Raw genomic sequence first — 18,835 nt, forward strand, 5'->3', positions numbered from 1 at the left:
GCTTAGTTCTCCTCTTTGTAGTCAGCAACAGCATGTACAGATGGGGTTTCTTGCGGTGCCCAAGCTACTGGACGATCTGTATCAAGCTCGAAAGTCGAAATCGCATCTTTTACCAGGCGCGCATCAACTTCACCTTCATCTGCCAGTTTTTTCAAAGTTGCCACCACAATATGGGCAGCATCAACACCAAAGTAACTACGCAAGTTGGCACGTGTATCTGAACGACCATAACCGTCAGTACCCAGCGCTACGAATGGACGACCATCTGGAAGATAAGCACGGATCTGTTCGCTATAAGCACGCATATGATCGGTTGCAGACACCACAATACCTTCAGTACCGCGGAGCTGTTTCGATACCCATGCTTCTTTCACGTCTTCAGCCAGCGGATGCAAGCGGTTGTATTCTTCACATGCCATGCCGTCACGTGCCAGTTCATTGAAGCTGGTTACGCTGTAGACATTTGAATGAATTTGATATTCCTCACGAAGAATCTTCGCCGCCTTGATCACTTCACGCAGAATCACACCTGAACCCAGTAACTGAACGGTGGCTTTCTCGTCTTCTTCAAGCAAGTACATACCGCGCTTGATACCTTCTTCAACACCTTTTGGCATTTCCGGATGCTCGTAGTTTTCGTTCATCACAGTCAGGTAATAGAACACACGTTCCTGGTTCACATACATACGCTGTAAACCGTCATGCACCATCACTGCCAATTCATAACCGAAACATGGGTCATAAGAGACACAGTTTGGAATGGTATTGGCCAAGATGTGTGAGTGACCATCCTGATGCTGTAAGCCTTCACCGTTCAGTGTCGTACGACCCGCAGTTGCACCCAGCAAGAAGCCTTGTGCCTGTGCATCGCCGGCTGCCCAGGCAATATCACCAATACGCTGGAAACCAAACATCGAGTAGTACATATACATCGGAATCATTGGCAGGTTATTGGTTGAATAACTGGTCGCCAATGCTGCCCATGCACTCATCGCACCGGCTTCGTTAATCCCTTCCTGCAACATGTGACCGTCTTTGGCTTCACGGTAATGCATCAGCTGTTCTTGGTCTTCCGGGGTATATTTCTGGCCATGCGCGGCATAAATACCGAGCTGACGGAACATGCCTTCCAGACCGAAAGTACGTGCTTCATCAGGCACGATTGGAACAACACGGTCTTTAATCGCTTTCTCCTTAAGAAGTGCAGAGATTAAACGTACCATTACCATTGTGGTGGATTGTTCTTTACCATTTGAACCGGCCAAGACCGAATCAAATACTGAAAGTCCAGGAATCGCCAGCTGTTCGCTTTCCTTACGACGTGCAGGCAGATAACCACCCAATGCTTCACGACGTGCCTTCATATATTTCAATTCAGGCGAATTTTCGCTTGGACGGTAGAATGGTACTTCTTCAAGCTGTTCATCAGTGAAAGGAAGATTGAAACGGTCACGCACGTATTTCAAAGAATTGATTTGCATCTTCTTGATTTGGTGAGTTTTATTGACTGCTTCAATTTCCTCGGACAAACCATAACCTTTCACGGTTTTCGCCAGAATTACAGTCGGCTGACCTTTGGCTGTACATGCTTCGGCATAAGCAGCAAAGACTTTGTACGGGTCGTGACCACCGCGGTTCAGATTATCAATATCTTCATCGCTTAAATCTTTAACCAACTCAGCTGCTTCTGGATATTTGCCGAAGAACTTTTCACGCGCGTAAGCACCACCTTTTACCTGGTAACGCTGAAAATCGCCATCGACAGCTTCTTCCATCACTGCTTTCAGTGCGCCGGATTTATCTTTATCCAGTAGTGGATCCCAATGACGGCCCCACACGACTTTAATCACACGCCAGCCTGCGCCGCGGAATAGTGACTCAAGTTCCTGAATGATCTTGCCATTACCACGTACCGGACCATCCAGACGTTGTAAGTTACAGTTTACTACCCAAATCAGGTTGTCGAGCTTTTCGCGACCTGCCAGAGAAATTGCACCCAGGCTTTCCGGCTCATCCATCTCGCCATCGCCCAAATACGCCCAAACCTTACGATCTTCTTCTTTGATCAGGCCACGGTTCATGAGGTACTTTTGAATATGTGCCTGATAAATCGACATGATTGGACCCAAACCCATCGATACGGTTGGGAACTGCCAGTAGTCCGGCATCAAATAAGGATGCGGATAAGATGGCAGACCTTTACCACCGACTTCACGACGGAAATTATTTAGATGCTCTTCAGTCAAACGACCTTCTAAAAATGAACGCGCGTAAATACCTGGTGCACAGTGACCTTGGTAATAGATCATGTCGCCGCCGAAGCTATCGCTGTTGGCACGGAAGAAGTGGTTAAAGCCCACATCATAAAGGGTTGCAGAAGAAGCAAAACTCGCCAGGTGACCACCGAGATCATCACCGGTTTTATTCGCGCGTAATACCATTGCCAAGGCATTCCAACGGATCAGCGCGCGAATACGACGCTCCATATCCTGATCGCCTGGCATTGCAGGTTGTTCTTCAACAGAAATCGTATTTAAGTAGGGAGTATTTAAACGCTGAATAGGAACATGCTTTGCAATTGCGCGTTGATAAAGTTTTTCTAACAAAAATGCTGCACGCTCAGTGCCCATGTGCTGCAAAACAGAGTCAAATGCATCTTGCCATTCTTGGGTTTCTTGCGCGTCTGTATCGCCATAAAACGCCATAATCTACAGTTCCTAAAAGCCTAATCTAATGTCTTATATGTACCATATTTAAGACCTCTGCAGGTATGGCCTTAGCTGAATGCGATTTAGCAGTACTATTTAGGAACTAAATGATGGGTGACGTATAATTACACTACATAACAAAAAATAGTCAATAAAGGCGATTTATTATACAATCATTATAATAGTTGGTGATAATATGAGACTTAAAAGTGATAAAACAAAAAGCCCTTCAAGTTGACTTGAAGAGCCTGCAGTTTAAACGCTTTAAAATGCTTATTGGAGGTTTTTATGTATAGAGATGCTTCTTGTTATTCAGGTCTATACTTAAGGTAACATGGCCAAATAAGTAGATGGGTTTTTACGTTGACCGTCTTTTACTACTTCATAATGTAAGTGTGGACCGGTACAGCGACCAGTACAGCCAACGTTGGCAATATGATCACCTGCTTGCACCTGCTCTCCCACACGTGCAATAAGACGTGAAGCATGGGCATAGCGCGTTAAATAGCCATTGCCATGATTGATTTCAACGTATTGACCATAACCTGTGCCCCAACCTGATTTGGTCACAATTCCTGGACCTGTTGCATAGATTGGTGTACCACTTGGCGCTGCAAGATCAAGGCCTGAATGATTTTCAGCACGGCCACTCATGGTACGGCCACCGTAATTTGAACTTACGCGAGAATTAGGTAAAGGATGAGAAATTAGCCAAGAATAAGCACTGTTTGCTGCCGCTTTATTGGATGAAGTATTGGCATACTTCTGAGCAAGCGTTCGATTGTTCAGTTCAACTGGTTTCTCACGAAGTTGAACATTCAATTTAGTCTGTGCTGGAATATCGATATCATCTGGATGAGTATATGCACCCTGTGCCAGAGTACGCGTCAATTGCTCGATACGATCTGTTGAACCATTTTCTTGATTTAGATTGACTAAATCTGCGAACGCAACCGAAGCCGCTGAAACTGATAAAGAAAATGCCAACAAAATACGTCGCATATGCATAAAAAACCTCTCTAAACTGCTTTAATCGAGTTCCTTGAAGATCTCTATCCTTGATATCCACTAAAAGAAGCGCATAAGATTAAGACATAAATATGTAGGAATCATGTATGTCGGAACCTGTCAACGTTTTTCAACAAACAAGAAAACAGATAAAAACAGGAAACTTTTCGTTTCTCTCATCACAAGTCGCTGCCTGGCAGAAACTTACGAAACTCGTACAACCGCTATTGCCCCAACCGGAACGCTGGCAAGTTGTCTGCTATCAAAATGGTGTGTTAACGATTACCGGTGAAAACCAGGCCATGATCAGTCAATTGGCCTATCTTCAAAAGCAATACATTTCACAACTCTCTCAAATAAATGAATTAACAGATCTCACTAAACTTCAAGTTTGCTTGCGGAATCCTTCGCAAACATCACCTGTTTCAGCAACACCTGAAAGAGCCTTAAATGCAGAAACACAGGAATTACTTCGTAGTGCTGCTGACTTTATAAGCGACCCTAAGCTTAGCCAAGCTTTACTACGTTTGGCAAGCAATAAAAAGTAACATAGCAATCAAATGTAATAAATTAAAAAGCAAACATTATGTGATGTGTATCACAGTATTAAAGCAATAACAAAAACATAAAGACACAAACACAATGACTTATGTCACATTCACATACATGATTGGACAATTGGCTTCGTCATCAAATGTTACAATTTCATAGCAGCTTGGATCACTTTTCACATTGCGTAAAAGTTGATTATTCAAGGCATGTCCAGATTTATAACCATCAAATTTGGCAATAATCTGATGCCCGAGCAGGTATAAATCACCCACGGCATCCAGAATTTTATGACGTACAAATTCGTCCGAGAAACGTAAACCTTCTTCATTAACGACCCCGGTTTCATCTACACCAATGGCATTTTCCAGGCTGGCACCCAGCGCCAGATTATTGGCTTTGAGATAATCCAGATCTTTCATAAACCCAAAGGTACGCGCTTCACTGACTTCATAAACGAAGGTTTCAGTAGAAAAATCGATACTGGCGGACTGATGTTCTTTTTTAAAGGCAGGATGATCAAAATCGATGGTGAAATTCAGCTGAAAGCCCTCATGTGGGCTAAAAATGGCACGTTTGTCATCAATGAGTGCTTCAACCGGTTTAATAATCTTGACGAATTTTTTAGCGGCATCCAGCTCTTGCAAACCGCCCTGCATGAGCAGGTAAATAAACGGACCTGCACTGCCATCCATAATCGGGACTTCAGAGGCCGACACTTCAATAATCAGGTTATCAATGCCTAGACCAGCAATCGCACTCATGACATGTTCAATGGTGCCTACTTTGGCATTTTCCTGAACCAGGTTCGAGCACATGAAGGCTTCTTGAATCAGCATGGCATCGGCAGGAATGTCGACTGGCGGATTCAGGTCAATACGACGAAACACAATTCCCCCATCGGCATGGTGCGGCACAAAGTTAATCATGACTTTTTGCCCACTGTGAAGACCGATTCCGCTCGCTTTCACGACACGTTTCAGGGTACGTTGTTTCAACATGCTTTTATCATCTGTTCATCTATAAAACCGCTATACGTTAGCATATTTGGCTATTGATAAAAAACAAAAAGGTGGCTTAAAAGCCACCTTTCCTGTCTAATCTAGCTAAACACATGATGTTACATGTTATTTACGCTGTTGATTCTTAAGATAATCCTGAATGCTCATTGGCGTTGGGCGCGGGCTAGAAACTGAAGCCGCCGCTGGATTCGCTGCTGCACCTGTTTCATGCTGCTGACGCTGAATTGCCGGTACATCATCATCTTCCACCACAGCCTGTGCAGCTGCTGCTGGACGAGTTGCCTGTACATTAGTACGTTTGGTCGGTTCAACTGAATCCGCTGCATGACGGGTGAGACCTGTTGCAATCACAGTCACGCTGATTTCATCACGCGCATCCGGATCAAAAACGGTACCGTAGAACACTTGACCCTCATCTAAATCGACAATCTGGTTCACGACATCAGTAATTTCTTCAATTTCACCGAAAGTCACGTCATCGCCACCAGTCACGTTGATCAGAATGCCTTTGGCATTCATGATAGTCACGTTGTCGAGTAATGGACTACGGATTGCCTGCTCAGCAGCCTGACGTGCACGGTTCTCACCACGACCCAGACCGACACCCATCATGGCATAACCACGAGTGCTCATGGCTGTTTTTAAGTCAGCAAAGTCAAGGTTGATATGGCCAGGACGGACTACCAAATCAAAAATACTGCGTACTGCATTCAACAATACATCATCCGCTTTTTTATAGGCATCTTTCATTGAAATATCACGGAAGACTTTCAATAGACGCTGGTTTGGAATGATGATTAATGAGTCTACATGCTGCTCTAGCGCTTCAATCCCTTTTTCAGCAGACTGTAGACGGCGTTTGCCTTCAAAGTTAAATGGCGTGGTCACGACACCAACGGTCAGAATACCCATTTCTTTCGCAATTTCAGCAACCACTGGCGCTGCACCGGTACCGGTACCACCGCCCATACCCGCAGTTACAAAGACCATATCGGTCCCTTCAAGCTGTTGGCGAATCAGTTCACGGCTTTCTTCTGCTGCGGTCTGGCCGACTTGCGGATTTGCACCTGCACCCAGACCACGGGTACTTTGCTCGCCCAGCTGAATTTTAAATTCGGCTTCCATACGATCCAATGCCTGTTTGTCCGTATTGGCACAAACAAATTTTACGCCCTGGATATCGGACTGCAACATATGTTGTACCGCATTACCACCCGCACCACCTACACCAAATACAGTGAAACGGGCTTGACCATTGCTATCGCTATGATCGTCTTCGAAAAATTCAAATGAGGCCATGACCTATAAAATTCCTAATTCATAATTGGCAGTCACTAAGCCCGTATACTGCCTTAATCTTAATAAAATTGTTTTTAAGAATGCTGCTCATGCGTTCACTTGTCAAGTACAAGCCCGATTAACTACATCTTCCCAACAATATTCACAATAAAAATCGACTTAAAAGATTGATTTCAGGGTGTCATTAAAGCCAAACAAGGCTCTTTTGACCCGCTTAGCCAATGACAACCGCTCTACATCATCCTGTTCCACAATCGTGTCCTGGGTATCACTCTGACTAAACATCAGCAAGCCAGCCACCGTACTATATTGCGAGCGACGTAAAGCAGCCTGATGTTGTTCGTCTGCATACACCTGAGTCGGCGGATTACCTAAATGCGCCGAGACCCCCATGGTACGGCGAACAAAACTCACCATCCCTTCGATATGACTGGCATCACCGGTCAATACCACACCATGATACAAGCCCTGGATGGCACCATTTTTCACCAGCTCATCACGTACCAGACCCAGAATTTCTTCATAACGAGCCATAATAATTTCAGTCAGTTCAATCCGGCTGATGGTTTGTGGCCCATCAATCCCCTGGAACTGAATCATATGGTCAGGCTTGACCACTTTCAGGTCGACACAGCCATACAATAATTTCAGACGTTCAGCTTCTTCGGTCGTGGTTTGCAATACTGCTGCAATATCACGGGTCACATGTTCACCGCCACGTTGGAAGGTATGGGTTAAGGCCAAACGACCATCCACATACACTGCAACATTGGTCGTGCCGGCACCGATATCTACTAAGCATACGCCATATTCTTTTTCGTCTTTCAGCAGGCTGGCTTCAGCAGTAGCCAAGCTCGACACCACCATTTTTTCTACACCAATATTGGCACCTTTCAGGGCGCGATCAATATTCTGCATGGTACTGATCGGCAGCATCATCAAATGATAGTGTCCGGTCATGCTATGTGCCGACATCCGAATCGGGTTTAACACCCATTCCGGTGAGTCGTCCAGCTCAAAACCCAGAGGCACAGCACTGACCAGATAATGATCTGAAGTCAAATGACTAGCTTTAGCCAATTCCAGTGCACGCACCACTTCACTGGTGGTAATCGCATGCTCGCTATTGTCGATCGAGGTGCGACCTGAAGCATAAAAGCTTTTTAATTCGGCACTTGGAATAGAGACCCAGGCAGAATGTACACGACATTCCGCCATATCTTCTGCTTCTTGAACGGCATTTTTAATTGCAGTAATAACTTTATCGAGACTGACAATTTTCCCTTTACTCATGCCTCGGTTACGAGCGGTGGCCATACCAATCACTTGGATATTGTCTGGCGCGTGTACCTTGCCAATCAAAACTGAAACTTTGTGTGTCCCAATGTCAATCGCCACAACCGAGGGAACAGCTTCACTCATTATTCACTACTACCATTACGTGTTTGTTAGATTTATGGCTTTAAATGCCTCTATTTTTTAAAGCCGGTCATTATGGCTTTACTGTTACCTTATTCTCAACGCCCGTGTCATCAATGGTTACAATAAAATGTCCATTTACAATTTTAGGCGGAATTGAATTTTTCCACTGTATCGACAATCCATTGCGATAACGCAGGTCGATGGCCGAAATTTTAGACCAGACCGGCTTTAAATCGCTCTGAGACAGATGGCTCAGGCGTTGTAATTTGCTCATAGTCTGGTCTTTATCCACAATTATTCTTAAACCCGAATCAAACTGCATAAACCAGGTCATTCGCTCGGTGAGATATAATTCTTTTAGACGAATGCCTTGTGGCAAAAATAACTGATTAATTTCATTATAACGACGCATCATGGTTTCTGCATGGCTCGCTGGCCCATGTAGCAACGGTAATGCCTGATAATTCTTGGGTATGACTTCAGTGAAAATAACACCACTGTCACTCAATAAACGCCCTGTTCCCCAACGTGCAATTGCATGATGCGGCATCACCCGCACCCGAATGCCATTTGGCCAGGCTCGGGACACCACGACCCGATCCACCCAGGATAATTCCAGAGTACGATCGCGGATCGCTTCCAGATCTGAAGTAAAATAGTTTTCGGTCACAATCGGTGACACATATTGCATAACCTGACGCTGTTCAGCAGCCGAGCGCGTACCTATCACGCCCAGCTCTGCCACGTCACTATTGGTCATGACTTTATATAAGCCCAATATTCCAAAGGCCAGCACCAATACCGCAATACACAACAATAACCAGCCACCAAAATTGGTCAGCTTTTCTTTGCGTGTCGGCGGCTTGTCGTGAATTGAAGTAATCGCAGCACGTTTACGGCGCATGGAAACAGGAAGTTGAGCCATATTTAGTGTGCCGAACCAGTCAAGGTCTGTTCCAGAATCGCGACACACAGCTCATCAAAACTGTATCCGACTGCAGCTGCCGCTTTTGGCACCAGTGAGTGACTGGTCATGCCCGGTACGGTATTGACTTCAAGCAACCAGAAGTTGCCCTGTTCATCCTGCATGGCATCAATCCGGCCCCAACCACTGGCACCGACTGCTTGGAATGCGCGCAAACTCAAGGCTTTTAACTGTTGCTCTTCAGCTTCGCTTAAACCACATGGAATGCCATATTGCACATCATTACGCTGATATTTCGCTTCATAGTCATAGAAGGCAACATCTTGAGGCGGTTCAAGACGAATCACCGGCAGCGCCTGACCATTTAAAACCACAATGGTATATTCACGACCGGTAATCCATTTTTCTGCCATCACCACAGCATCATGTTCAGTTGCCTTGGTAATTGCTTCTGCAAAATCTTCAATTTTCTCAACCTTACTCATGCCGATACTGGAACCTTCATGTACCGGCTTGATAATCAAAGGCAAGCCTAAAGCATTAACAATGTCGTTCGCATCAGAGTCTTTGGTGACAATGCGATACGGTGCTGTCGGCAATTCCGAACCCTGCCAGACCTGCTTGGTCTTGACCTTGTCCATGCCGATCGCAGAACCTTGTACACCGGTACCGGTATACGGCACGTTTAACCATTCCAGTGCGCCCTGGATCTGGCCATCTTCCCCGCCACGTCCATGCAATACAATAAAAGCACGATCATAATTTACCAGTTCTGTGACACTACGCTCCTGAGGATCAAACGCTTCCGCATTGACCCCTGAACGCACTAATGCCTCAAGTACCGCCGTACCACTGTCTAGAGAAACCTCACGCTCTGCAGATTTACCACCAAGCAACACGGCAACTTTTCCGAATTTTGAAGCATTTGACACGTTTATATCCTTAAACTTTTTTCAATCTGGTCAATTCAATTCAGTCACACAAGATGACTATTTTATATATAAGTGATTTTGTGCAAGTTCGACTGAGATTGCTCCAACATTACCTGCGCCCTGGGTTAATAACAAGTCATTTGCTTGCAATACTTTTCTCATGATCTGATTCAGGTTGCCGTCCGTCGCATCAACCAGAATCGGCTCGACTTCACCACGTAAGCGAATGCTGCGGGCCAAAGTACGGCTGTCCGCCCCGACAATCGGTTTTTCACCGGCAGGATAAACATCCAGCAACAATAACTGGTCTACAGTAGAAAGCACTTCCACAAAATCATCAAAACAGTCACGGGTACGGCTATAACGGTGTGGCTGGAACATCATTACCAGACGACGGTCCGGATGACTCTGACGCGCAGCTTTAATCGTCGCTTCGACTTCTTTTGGATGATGACCATAGTCATCCACCAGTTTCACGTCACCGCCCTCAATCGCAAACTCACCCTGAACCTCAAAGCGACGACCCACACCACTGAAACCTTCCAGTGCACGGCAGATTGAAGCATCAGACACACCTTCATCGGTTGCTATACCAATTGCGGCCAAGGCATTCAGCACATTATGCAAACCTGGCTGGTTGACCGTTACACGCAATGGCTCACGCTCTTTACGCAATACGGTAAAGTGGGTTTGCATGCCATCCTGATCAACATCTACTGCGCGGATGTCATTGTCCTCATTGAAGCCATAAGTCAGTAACGGACGTGCAATCCGCGGCATGATTTCACGGATATTGGCATCATCACCACAGACTACAGCCAAGCCGTAAAATGGCAGTTTTTGCAGGAACTGGATAAAAGTATCTTTCAGGACATCGAAGCTACCGCCATAGGTATCCATATGATCGGCATCAATATTGGTTACCACAGCAGCCATCGGTTCCAGGTGCAGGAAAGAAGCATCTGACTCATCGGCTTCGGCCACGATATAGCGGCTGGCGCCCAAGGCTGCGTTCATACCGGTACGGTTCAGCAAACCACCGATCACATAGGTTGGATCCATGTTTTCTTCAGCCAGCATACAGGTGATCAGACTGGTGGTCGTGGTTTTGCCATGCGTGCCGGCAACGGCAATTCCATGACGGTAACGCATCAGTTCACCCAGCATTTCCGCACGGCGAACCACAGGAATACGGTTTTCAATCGCGGTTTTAATTTCCGGATTTTCTTTATCAATCGCGGTAGAGACCACGATCACGTTGGCGCCCTTAATATTATTTGCAGTATGTCCGATATAGACTTTAATGCCATTCGCTTCCAGCTGTGCGGTGGTATTGGATGCCTTGATATCTGAACCGGAAACTTTATAGCCCTGGTTTTTCAGCACTTCCGCAATACCACACATGCCTGCGCCACCGATCCCCACAAAATGAATGTGTTTGATACGGCGCATTTCCGGCACTTTGATTAACTTTTTCGCTTGTTCAGCTGGGGTTGTTGGAGACATAGTTTACTCGGATTACAATTCTTGAATTAAACGGACCACATGTTGAGTCGCATCGGGTTGAGCCTGTCGGCGTGCTTTCACGGCCATTTCCATTAACAGCTGGCGATTCAGCATCGGCTCTAATAATGTTGTTAAACTTTCCGGGGTCATCGTGGCCTGCGGGCAAATCTTTGCCGCATTGATATTGGCCAGGAAACCGGCATTGGCCGTCTGGTGATCATCCACTGCGCTTGGAAGCGGCACAAAAATCGCAGCCACCCCGGCAGTGGCAATTTCAGTGACGGTCAAAGCCCCGGCACGGCAAATCACCAGATCGGCATCAGAATAGGCTTTGGCCATATCCTCAATAAAAGGCTGTACTTCAACTTGTAGACTGGCCGGTGCATTTTCATAACGTGCCCGGGTCGCCTCGGCATGGTTTTGCCCACACTGATGATAGACGCTTAATCGCACATTGAGTTGCTTTAAAGCTTCCGGAACCCGTTCATTTAAGGCTTGCGCCCCCAAAGACCCACCAACGATCAGAATACGTAAGGGCAATCCTGCCTTGTCACGCTCCTGATAACGCCAGGATGGATTTAAAATTTCGCTAATTTCCTGTCGTACCGGATTACCCGTAGTCACGACTTTATCTTGGGCCGGAAAGGTATTTGGAAAAGCCTGGCACACCGTCTTTGCCACACGCGACAATTGGGTATTGGTAAAACCGGCAACTGCATTCTGTTCATGGATCAGCACCGGAATACCTAAGATACGCGCAGCCAAACCACCCGGGCCTGCCACATAACCACCAAAGCCTGCCACGGCATCGACCTGAAGCTGTTTCATGAATTTCATGGCACTTAAGGTGGCTTTCATAATTTTAAAAGGCGCCAAGGCTTTACGCACAAAACCATTGCCACGCACACCTTGAATATCGATCTGATAAATGGGAATATTCTGGTTTTTTAACAGGCGGTTTTCCATGCCTACGGGCGTGGCCAACCATGAAACCTGTATACCTTTTTGTTGTAAATCTTTGGCAACAGCTAACGCTGGAAACACATGTCCACCTGTACCTGCGGCCATCATCATGACATGTTTAGGCTGTTTTTGCTGAGCTTCGGTCACGGTTTAATTCTTCAATTCAAAAAATGGAGCAGGAAATCTGATTTAAGTAATCAATTGTAATCACAAACCTCAGGCCATGAAAGTTTATTTACTTTATTTCAACAAGGCTTTAATTGTTTTTTTCACGCAAACTTCAAGTTTAGACTCGTTTTATTTATAAGGTCTGCACTTTTCCTTCGACTTAAGTGACATATCATATCAATTTTAAATAGTTTTCTCATTATATTATCAATAACTTTGCCACGAAGAGCGCTTTATTTACAGCGGTCTTCCGTTTTCTCCCGTTCACCTCCTCTCTTATCATTGGCCGATAATCTTAGGCTTAAATCCTATCAATTTTATAAAAGTTTCATGCTATTCATATCTATATATGAATGATGCTTGATGTACAAGCAGATGCTTTAAATGGACTCAGTTCGGATAGATGTCAAAAATCTCATGTCGTGATGTATGGATTATCTTGGCCGGTTATCTGGCTGCGATCCATGTCGGCAAACTTTCGGCCGTGATTCCTGTGTTGCAGCAGGATTTAAACCTGAGTTTTACTCAGGCTGGTTTTTCATTAGCATTGGTGCAGGCTGCCGGAACGCTGTTTGCGCTATGCATTGGCGCCTTCTCGGAAAAAATGGGATTAAAGCGCTGCCTGATCATGGCCTTAATCATTTTAGGGCTGAGCAGTTTTGCCGGGCTTTGGATTACGCAGCCTGCCACTTTATATGTATTGCGCTTTATGGAAGGAATCGGGTTTTTAACCATTTCCTTGTGTGCGCCAGCAATTTTAAAACGTACCAGCCGCGCTGAGACACTGAATTTCAAGATGGGACTCTGGAGTTCCTATATGGGCATCGGTGTCAGTCTGGCCGTATTGACGATTCCTCTCCTGCTTGAATATCTGGACTGGCAAATGATCTGGGCCATTTTGGGCTGCCTGTGCCTTGTCATTGCTGGCATGATTAAACAATATTTAAATATTGAACCTGTCTTGGTAACACAGCCAGACTCTTCTCAGCCAGCTACGGAAAACACCTCATTCTGGCAGATTGTTCAAATTACCCTGACCCATCCTCCCATTATCTGTCTGGCGATTATTTTTGCCTGTTATACCAGTCAATGGATTACTGTCACGGGCTTCCTGCCTACGCTGTATGTCGAACAGGGGCTGGACTTAAAACGCGCAGGGATGCTGGTCTCGATAGTCGTGCTGGCCAATCTGGGGGGCACTTTTGGCGCAGGCATGTTGCTGCAACAGGGTTATAGACCGCCCACCTTATTGAGTACCGGATTTGTAGCAATGCTCTGCAGCAGTGGTCTGGTGTTTGCTGCAAATGCCTGGCTCTCATTTGAATTGCAGGTTGTCAGTGCCTTGCTGTTTTCACTGATTGGCGGGATGATCCCAACCACTGTTTTTTGCGATTACCCTGCACTATGCACCACGTGCCTATGCAGCAGCAGCCAGTGTGGGTGTGGTTTTACAAATTTCAGCCTGCGCACAGTTTTTTATACCGACCCTGAGCGCTGCGCTGATATCTGCCACCCAATATTGGGCCAATCTTGCCATTATCACTGTCTGCCTTTCGATGCTGGGCATGGTAATGACGGCATTTTTATTTAAGCGTTACCCTAAATAAAAAGATAAAAAGAGCCTGCAAGCAGACTCTTCTTTCACCTAATGCTGCCTTTAAACCTGATTGGCCTGACCTGCTTCCAGCACAGCAAACAGATCATCCGCAATCGAAGTACCAAACTGGGCATCAATTTCACGGATACAGGTTGGACTGGTTACATTAATTTCAGTGACATAATTTCCGATCACATCCAGCCCTACAAAGACCAGACCTTTTTCTCTGAGATACGGCCCTACTTTTGCTGCAATGGCCTTATCAGTTTCAGTCAGTGGGCGCGCCTCGCCCAGACCACCCGCGGCCAGATTACCGCGCACTTCACCATTTTGCGGAATACGGGCCAGACAATACGGCACTGGCTCGCCATTAATCATCAGGATGCGTTTATCGCCTTCGACAATTTCCGGAATATAACGCTGCGCCATGATCGGCTGGGTACCATTATTGGTCAGCATTTCAATGGTTGAACCGATGTTGATGCCATCCTGATACAGGCGGAAAATCCCGGTGCCGCCCATGCCATCCAGCGGTTTTACAATCACATCGACCTGTTCTTTGAGAAATTCACGGATCAGGCTTTGCTGCGAAGTCACCAAGGTCGGAACTTGCAGATGCGGGAACTGGGTCGCGAACAGTTTTTCATTACAGTCACGCAGGCTTTGCGGTTTGTTGATGATCCATGCCCCTTCGCGCTCTGCCTGCTCCAGAATATAAGTGGTATAGACGAAGTTCATATCAAAAGGCGGATCTTTACGCATCAAGACAGCGTCATAAGCAGCGATCGACTCTTTTTGTTTTTCGCCAAGTTCATAATAATGGTCGTAGTCTTCAAATACCTGTAGCGGCGCGATCAGACCAAAGGCCTTGCCCTGATCGATATATAAATCTTGCTGCAATGCATAACCGAGTTCATGCCCACGACGTGCGGCTGCCCATAGCATGGCCATGGTTGAGTCTTTCTTCAGGTTTACATTTTCAATGGGATCCATCACAACAAGTACGCGCATGTGTCTCTGCTCTTTTTCAAAAAATGACTTGGCAAGGAGTATAGCTTGTGTCGATTCTTTTGTTTATGGTGATTTTGCATAACTTATTTTATATAGGTACTGAGACAGATTGAGCCCACAGGAGGTTTGCCATGCAACAGGCCATTATCGGTTTTCACTTGGATGAGGAACAGCATTGGGTTGCAGAGCTGGCCTGCGGACATGGCCAGCATGTGCGGCATACCCCGCCCTGGCAAAATCGCCCATGGGTGATGACCGAGCAAGGACGTAAAGAAAAACTCGGGATGCTGCTAGACTGTAAAAAATGCGAAAAGTGCGAAACTGAAACCTGAACCTATGAAAAAAGTAGTATGTAGGTGACCTAAAAAATAATCTTGTCCAGAATTTGCTAATTTGAGTTACTGCGTTTATGCTTTTATTGCTCAAACATGCAGCGCATTTTTTCAGGGTGTACTTTTGCTCATACGGCTCGTCAAACAGATCTGGTTGGTGATGCTTGTGGTTTTTGCCATAGGCTGGAGCAGTGTGTCTGTCGCATCTGCAAACACCATGCATCTGGTTATGCCGTCTGAAAAAACGAATCCTCATTGTCTGGAAATGACAAAACCCTCTGCTTCTCACTCGCTGCATAAGACTGATCCTCATCAAGATCAGGAACTGATTCAGCCGGACTGTGTCAGTGACAGCACCCAGCAGTCATCAGATTGTCTGGATTGTGGCACTATGGCCTGCCAGAACTTGGTCACCAGCCTGCCCATTACAACGCCCGAGTTAAGCGTGCCTGATCACGGTTATCCGGAAAAAACCCTCCTCCCTGCTTACCATGCCCAGCACCTTGTCGGTTACTGGCAAGAAATCCTGCGCCCACCCAAAGCTTGATCCTGAATTTTTAAATTTTTTTATTCATTAAGGATTAAGTTATGTTGCTTAAAATCAGTCAAAGCCTGTGTCTGGGCTTCGGTCTCATCTCGTCGTCTGCCTTGTTTGCAGCCGTAAAAGAATATCATCTGGTCATTGATGAAAGCCCGATCAATCTCACCGGAAAGACGGTCAAGCGTATCACTGTAAACGGAAAATTCCCTGCACCCTTGCTGGAATTCGAAGAAGGTGATGATGCAGTCATTCATGTACAAAACAACCTGAACAATCAGGATACCTCACTGCACTGGCATGGCCTGCTCCTGCCCGGGCTGATGGATGGTGTCCCCGGATTTAACGGTTTTCAGGGCATCAAACCGAAACAGTCTTTTACTTATCGCTTCAAGGTTCGTCAAAACGGCACCTACTGGTATCACGCACATTCCAAAGGTCAGGAACAGGATGGCCTCTATGGCGCCTTGGTGATTCGCCCCAAAGCCCAGACATCGCTACCTGCACATGAACAAACCGAGCGGGATTATGTGGTGATGCTGTCGGATTTTCACGAACAGGGCAGCCAGCAGATTCAGAACAATTTAAAAAAATCGGCCGAATATTATCAGAACCAGCGTGAAACCTTGGGCGATGTACTCCAGCAGGTGAAACGTGATGGCCTGAAGGCCACCTGGTCAGACCGCAAGATGTGGAACCAGATGCGTATGCTGAAAACCGACCTATCTGATGTTACCGGTTATACCTTTCTGGTCAATGGAAAAACGCCGCAACAAAACTGGAGTGGCCAGTTCCAGCCCAATGAAAAAGTCCGCCTGCGTTTCATCAATGCTTCTGCCATGTCGTTTTTCGATGTACGTATTCCCCAGCTGAAAATGACCGTGGTCAGTGCCGATGGACAACCGGTGCAGCCGGTCAATGTAGATGAATTCCGTATCGGAACCGCTGAAACCTATGATGTGATTGTGGAACCCACTGCAGCGCATTACCAGATTGAAGCGGAATCGATCGACCGCTCAGGCTTTGCCATTGGCAGTCTGCATCAGGCAACTGATTCAAGTAAAGCCCCGGCTCCGGTTCAATTACCAACACCGCGCCCTCGTGCCTTATTGACCATGGAAGATATGGGACATGGCGAACAACATGACATGTCACATGACACACACAGCAGTCAGACCATGCAGACTGCCACAAGTGAACATGATCAACATGCCCAGCACGACATGCATGCAAGTCATAATGCCATATCCGGAACCAATCAGCCTCATCAGCCGGTTGAGGGCTGGGCCAATATGTCTACGCCTGCAGGGCACAAAGCCTTGCAATATCAAGACCTCAAAGCCCTGACACCGCAACCTGATACCCGTGCAGCAGAACGTGAACTGGTAATTCGTCTGGGTGGAACCATGGAGCGCTACATCTGGACCATTAATGGTAAAAAATTCAGTGATGCCGAGCCACTTCAAGTGAAATATGGCGAGCGGATCCGGCTGAAATTTATCAATGACAGCATGATGGCCCATCCGATGCATTTGCATGGCATGTTTATGCAGCTGGAAAATGGTCAGTCTGCTGCAAATATGCCAAATAAACACACCGTGATTGTGCCGCCTGGGAAAACGGTGACTACCCTGCTCACGGCTGACGAACTGGGAGAATGGGCGATTCACTGCCATCTGCTCTATCACATGAGTGCCGGCATGATGAACAAGCTGATTGTGGCACAGGTTGACGAAGATCAAGTATCTCACCCTTCTTCACAAAAAATGCCGTCAAAACCAGCAGCTGCTCAAGGAGAAAGCCATGCACATCACTAATCTTTTTCTAAAGTCAGTACTCAGCAGTGCGCTTACCCTAAGCAGTCTGAGTATTTTTGCGGCAGCTTCTAGCGAGCATACGGGTCATAATGAACATCAGCATCATAGCGGGCATCATGCCATGCAAAACATGGCTGATGACCACGCACAGCATACTGAAACTGCAGATGCCACATCCTATCAACCACCAAAGTTATCACATCAACAGCAGGCGCTGAGCACACCACAAAATTCAGTCAGTTCTGCCAGCGAACATGATCATCGTAAAGAACATGGTGCACAGATTTATAGCCAGATTATTCTGGACCAGAAATGGCAGCATAGTTCAGAGGGAAATGGGGCATTCAAGTCCAAGAACCAAGTCAGAATTGGCACGGATGAAAATAAAATCTTCCTCAAGCTAGAAGCCGACAAACATGAATCGCATCAGGCCGAATATGATGCCAAAGTGTTGTATAGCCGAAATATTTCTGATTTCTGGGATGTGCAGACCGGGGTGCGCTATCGACAGGAAAATTTAGCCGAGCCTTCTATAAACCAGCAGAACGAGCGCTTCGATGCAGTATTTGGGTTACATGGCCTGGCTCCCTACTTTTTCGAAACGGATGCTCATGTCTATGTTGGTGAAGATGACTTTGTCGGATTAAAACTGAAAACAGAGCGTGACCTGTTACTGACTCAGAAACTGATTATGCAACCCTTTGTCGAACTGGATGTCATCCTGAATGATCAGGCAGCTAATGCGAAAAAAACCGGCCTTAGTCATGCCACCTTGGGCCTGGAAACACGCTATGAACTGAGCAAAAAGCTCATGCCTTATTTGGAAGTGGGTTATGAATATAGTAAAGGCAACCAACAGACAGCCTGGCAGCAAAGTTCTGATTCAGAAAAAGGCTGGATCTATGGTGCAGGTCTAAGAATGATGTTCTAAATTTTTGATACAGAAAATTATGCAGCTACGGGATGTGAAACGCCATTCATGTCCCGTAGCGCTATGGCACTATACATTTGACTGAGAAAGATTTTTTAAGCCTATGA

Annotated in this window: 15 protein-coding genes and 1 pseudogene; 6 read left to right on the plus strand and 10 right to left on the minus strand. The window is 46.2% G+C overall.

Annotated features, from left to right (window positions below; translation table 11 throughout):
• Positions 1–2 precede the first annotated feature (2 nt).
• Together aceE and PYW33_RS14540 are read right to left on the minus strand one after the other, a co-directional pair.
• Positions 3–2,705 carry a pyruvate dehydrogenase (acetyl-transferring), homodimeric type gene (aceE, locus tag PYW33_RS14535; RefSeq protein ID WP_004647243.1) on the minus strand — a complete coding sequence of 901 codons (2,703 nt, stop codon included), beginning with the start codon at positions 2,703–2,705 and terminating at the stop codon, positions 3–5.
• A 327-nt stretch (positions 2,706–3,032) separates the two neighbouring features.
• Positions 3,033–3,716: a M23 family metallopeptidase gene (locus PYW33_RS14540; protein WP_004281322.1), complete on the minus strand. Its 684-nt coding sequence runs from the start codon at positions 3,714–3,716 to the stop codon at positions 3,033–3,035.
• A gap of 107 nt (positions 3,717–3,823) precedes the next feature.
• Here PYW33_RS14540 and PYW33_RS14545 point away from each other — a divergent pair, with 107 nt between their 5' ends.
• Positions 3,824–4,264, plus strand: coding sequence for a DciA family protein (locus PYW33_RS14545; protein ID WP_004647242.1), 441 nt, complete (start codon positions 3,824–3,826; stop codon positions 4,262–4,264).
• Between the two features lie 99 nt (positions 4,265–4,363).
• On the opposite strand, the gene lpxC is transcribed toward PYW33_RS14545, so the two are convergent.
• The 7 genes from lpxC to murG all read right to left on the minus strand — a co-directional run bounded on the left by lpxC (position 4,364) and on the right by murG (position 12,481).
• Positions 4,364–5,266, minus strand: coding sequence for a UDP-3-O-acyl-N-acetylglucosamine deacetylase (lpxC, locus tag PYW33_RS14550; protein WP_004647241.1), 903 nt, complete (start codon positions 5,264–5,266; stop codon positions 4,364–4,366).
• A 126-nt stretch (positions 5,267–5,392) separates the two neighbouring features.
• Positions 5,393–6,586, minus strand: coding sequence for a cell division protein FtsZ (gene ftsZ / locus PYW33_RS14555; RefSeq protein ID WP_004647240.1), 1,194 nt, complete (start codon positions 6,584–6,586; stop codon positions 5,393–5,395).
• 159 nt (positions 6,587–6,745) lie between these two features.
• Positions 6,746–8,008 carry a cell division protein FtsA gene (ftsA, locus tag PYW33_RS14560; RefSeq protein WP_004647239.1) on the minus strand — a complete coding sequence of 421 codons (1,263 nt, stop codon included), beginning with the start codon at positions 8,006–8,008 and terminating at the stop codon, positions 6,746–6,748.
• 70 nt (positions 8,009–8,078) lie between these two features.
• Complete coding sequence (locus PYW33_RS14565; RefSeq protein ID WP_004647238.1) at positions 8,079–8,933, minus strand: cell division protein FtsQ/DivIB; 855 nt, start codon at positions 8,931–8,933, stop codon at positions 8,079–8,081.
• Between the two features lie 2 nt (positions 8,934–8,935).
• Positions 8,936–9,865, minus strand: coding sequence for a D-alanine--D-alanine ligase (locus PYW33_RS14570; RefSeq protein WP_004647237.1), 930 nt, complete (start codon positions 9,863–9,865; stop codon positions 8,936–8,938).
• A gap of 57 nt (positions 9,866–9,922) precedes the next feature.
• Positions 9,923–11,371, minus strand: a complete 1,449-nt coding sequence (gene murC / locus PYW33_RS14575) for a UDP-N-acetylmuramate--L-alanine ligase (RefSeq protein ID WP_004647236.1) — start codon at positions 11,369–11,371, stop codon at positions 9,923–9,925.
• A 12-nt stretch (positions 11,372–11,383) separates the two neighbouring features.
• Positions 11,384–12,481, minus strand: coding sequence for an undecaprenyldiphospho-muramoylpentapeptide beta-N-acetylglucosaminyltransferase (murG, locus tag PYW33_RS14580; RefSeq protein ID WP_004647235.1), 1,098 nt, complete (start codon positions 12,479–12,481; stop codon positions 11,384–11,386).
• Between the two features lie 424 nt (positions 12,482–12,905).
• Here murG and PYW33_RS14585 point away from each other — a divergent pair.
• Positions 12,906–14,109 (plus strand): annotated as a pseudogene (locus PYW33_RS14585) (MFS transporter).
• Positions 14,110–14,159: 50 nt separating this feature from the next.
• Here PYW33_RS14585 and gshB read toward each other — a convergent pair.
• The gene (gene gshB, locus PYW33_RS14590) at positions 14,160–15,110 is read right to left on the minus strand and encodes a glutathione synthase (protein ID WP_004647232.1); all 951 of its coding nucleotides are present in this window, start codon (positions 15,108–15,110) and stop codon (positions 14,160–14,162) included.
• Between the two features lie 131 nt (positions 15,111–15,241).
• On the opposite strand from gshB, the gene PYW33_RS14595 reads away from it, so the two are divergent.
• The 4 genes from PYW33_RS14595 (at position 15,242) to PYW33_RS14610 (ending at position 18,728) form a co-directional block, all read left to right on the plus strand.
• Positions 15,242–15,442 (plus strand): DUF3565 domain-containing protein, encoded by a 201-nt coding sequence (locus PYW33_RS14595; protein WP_004281307.1) that lies wholly within the window; start codon positions 15,242–15,244, stop codon positions 15,440–15,442.
• A 124-nt stretch (positions 15,443–15,566) separates the two neighbouring features.
• Positions 15,567–15,989, plus strand: a complete 423-nt coding sequence (locus PYW33_RS14600) for a hypothetical protein (protein ID WP_005105349.1) — start codon at positions 15,567–15,569, stop codon at positions 15,987–15,989.
• A 41-nt stretch (positions 15,990–16,030) separates the two neighbouring features.
• Positions 16,031–17,797 (plus strand): copper resistance system multicopper oxidase, encoded by a 1,767-nt coding sequence (locus tag PYW33_RS14605; protein ID WP_004647231.1) that lies wholly within the window; start codon positions 16,031–16,033, stop codon positions 17,795–17,797.
• Positions 17,784–18,728 carry a copper resistance protein B gene (locus PYW33_RS14610; protein ID WP_004647230.1) on the plus strand — a complete coding sequence of 315 codons (945 nt, stop codon included), beginning with the start codon at positions 17,784–17,786 and terminating at the stop codon, positions 18,726–18,728. Before PYW33_RS14605 ends, PYW33_RS14610 begins: the two co-directional genes overlap by 14 nt.
• The last annotated feature ends 107 nt before the right edge of the window (positions 18,729–18,835 follow it).

This window comes from Acinetobacter lwoffii, from assembly GCF_029024105.1.
GTDB classification, from domain to species: domain Bacteria; phylum Pseudomonadota; class Gammaproteobacteria; order Pseudomonadales; family Moraxellaceae; genus Acinetobacter; species Acinetobacter lwoffii.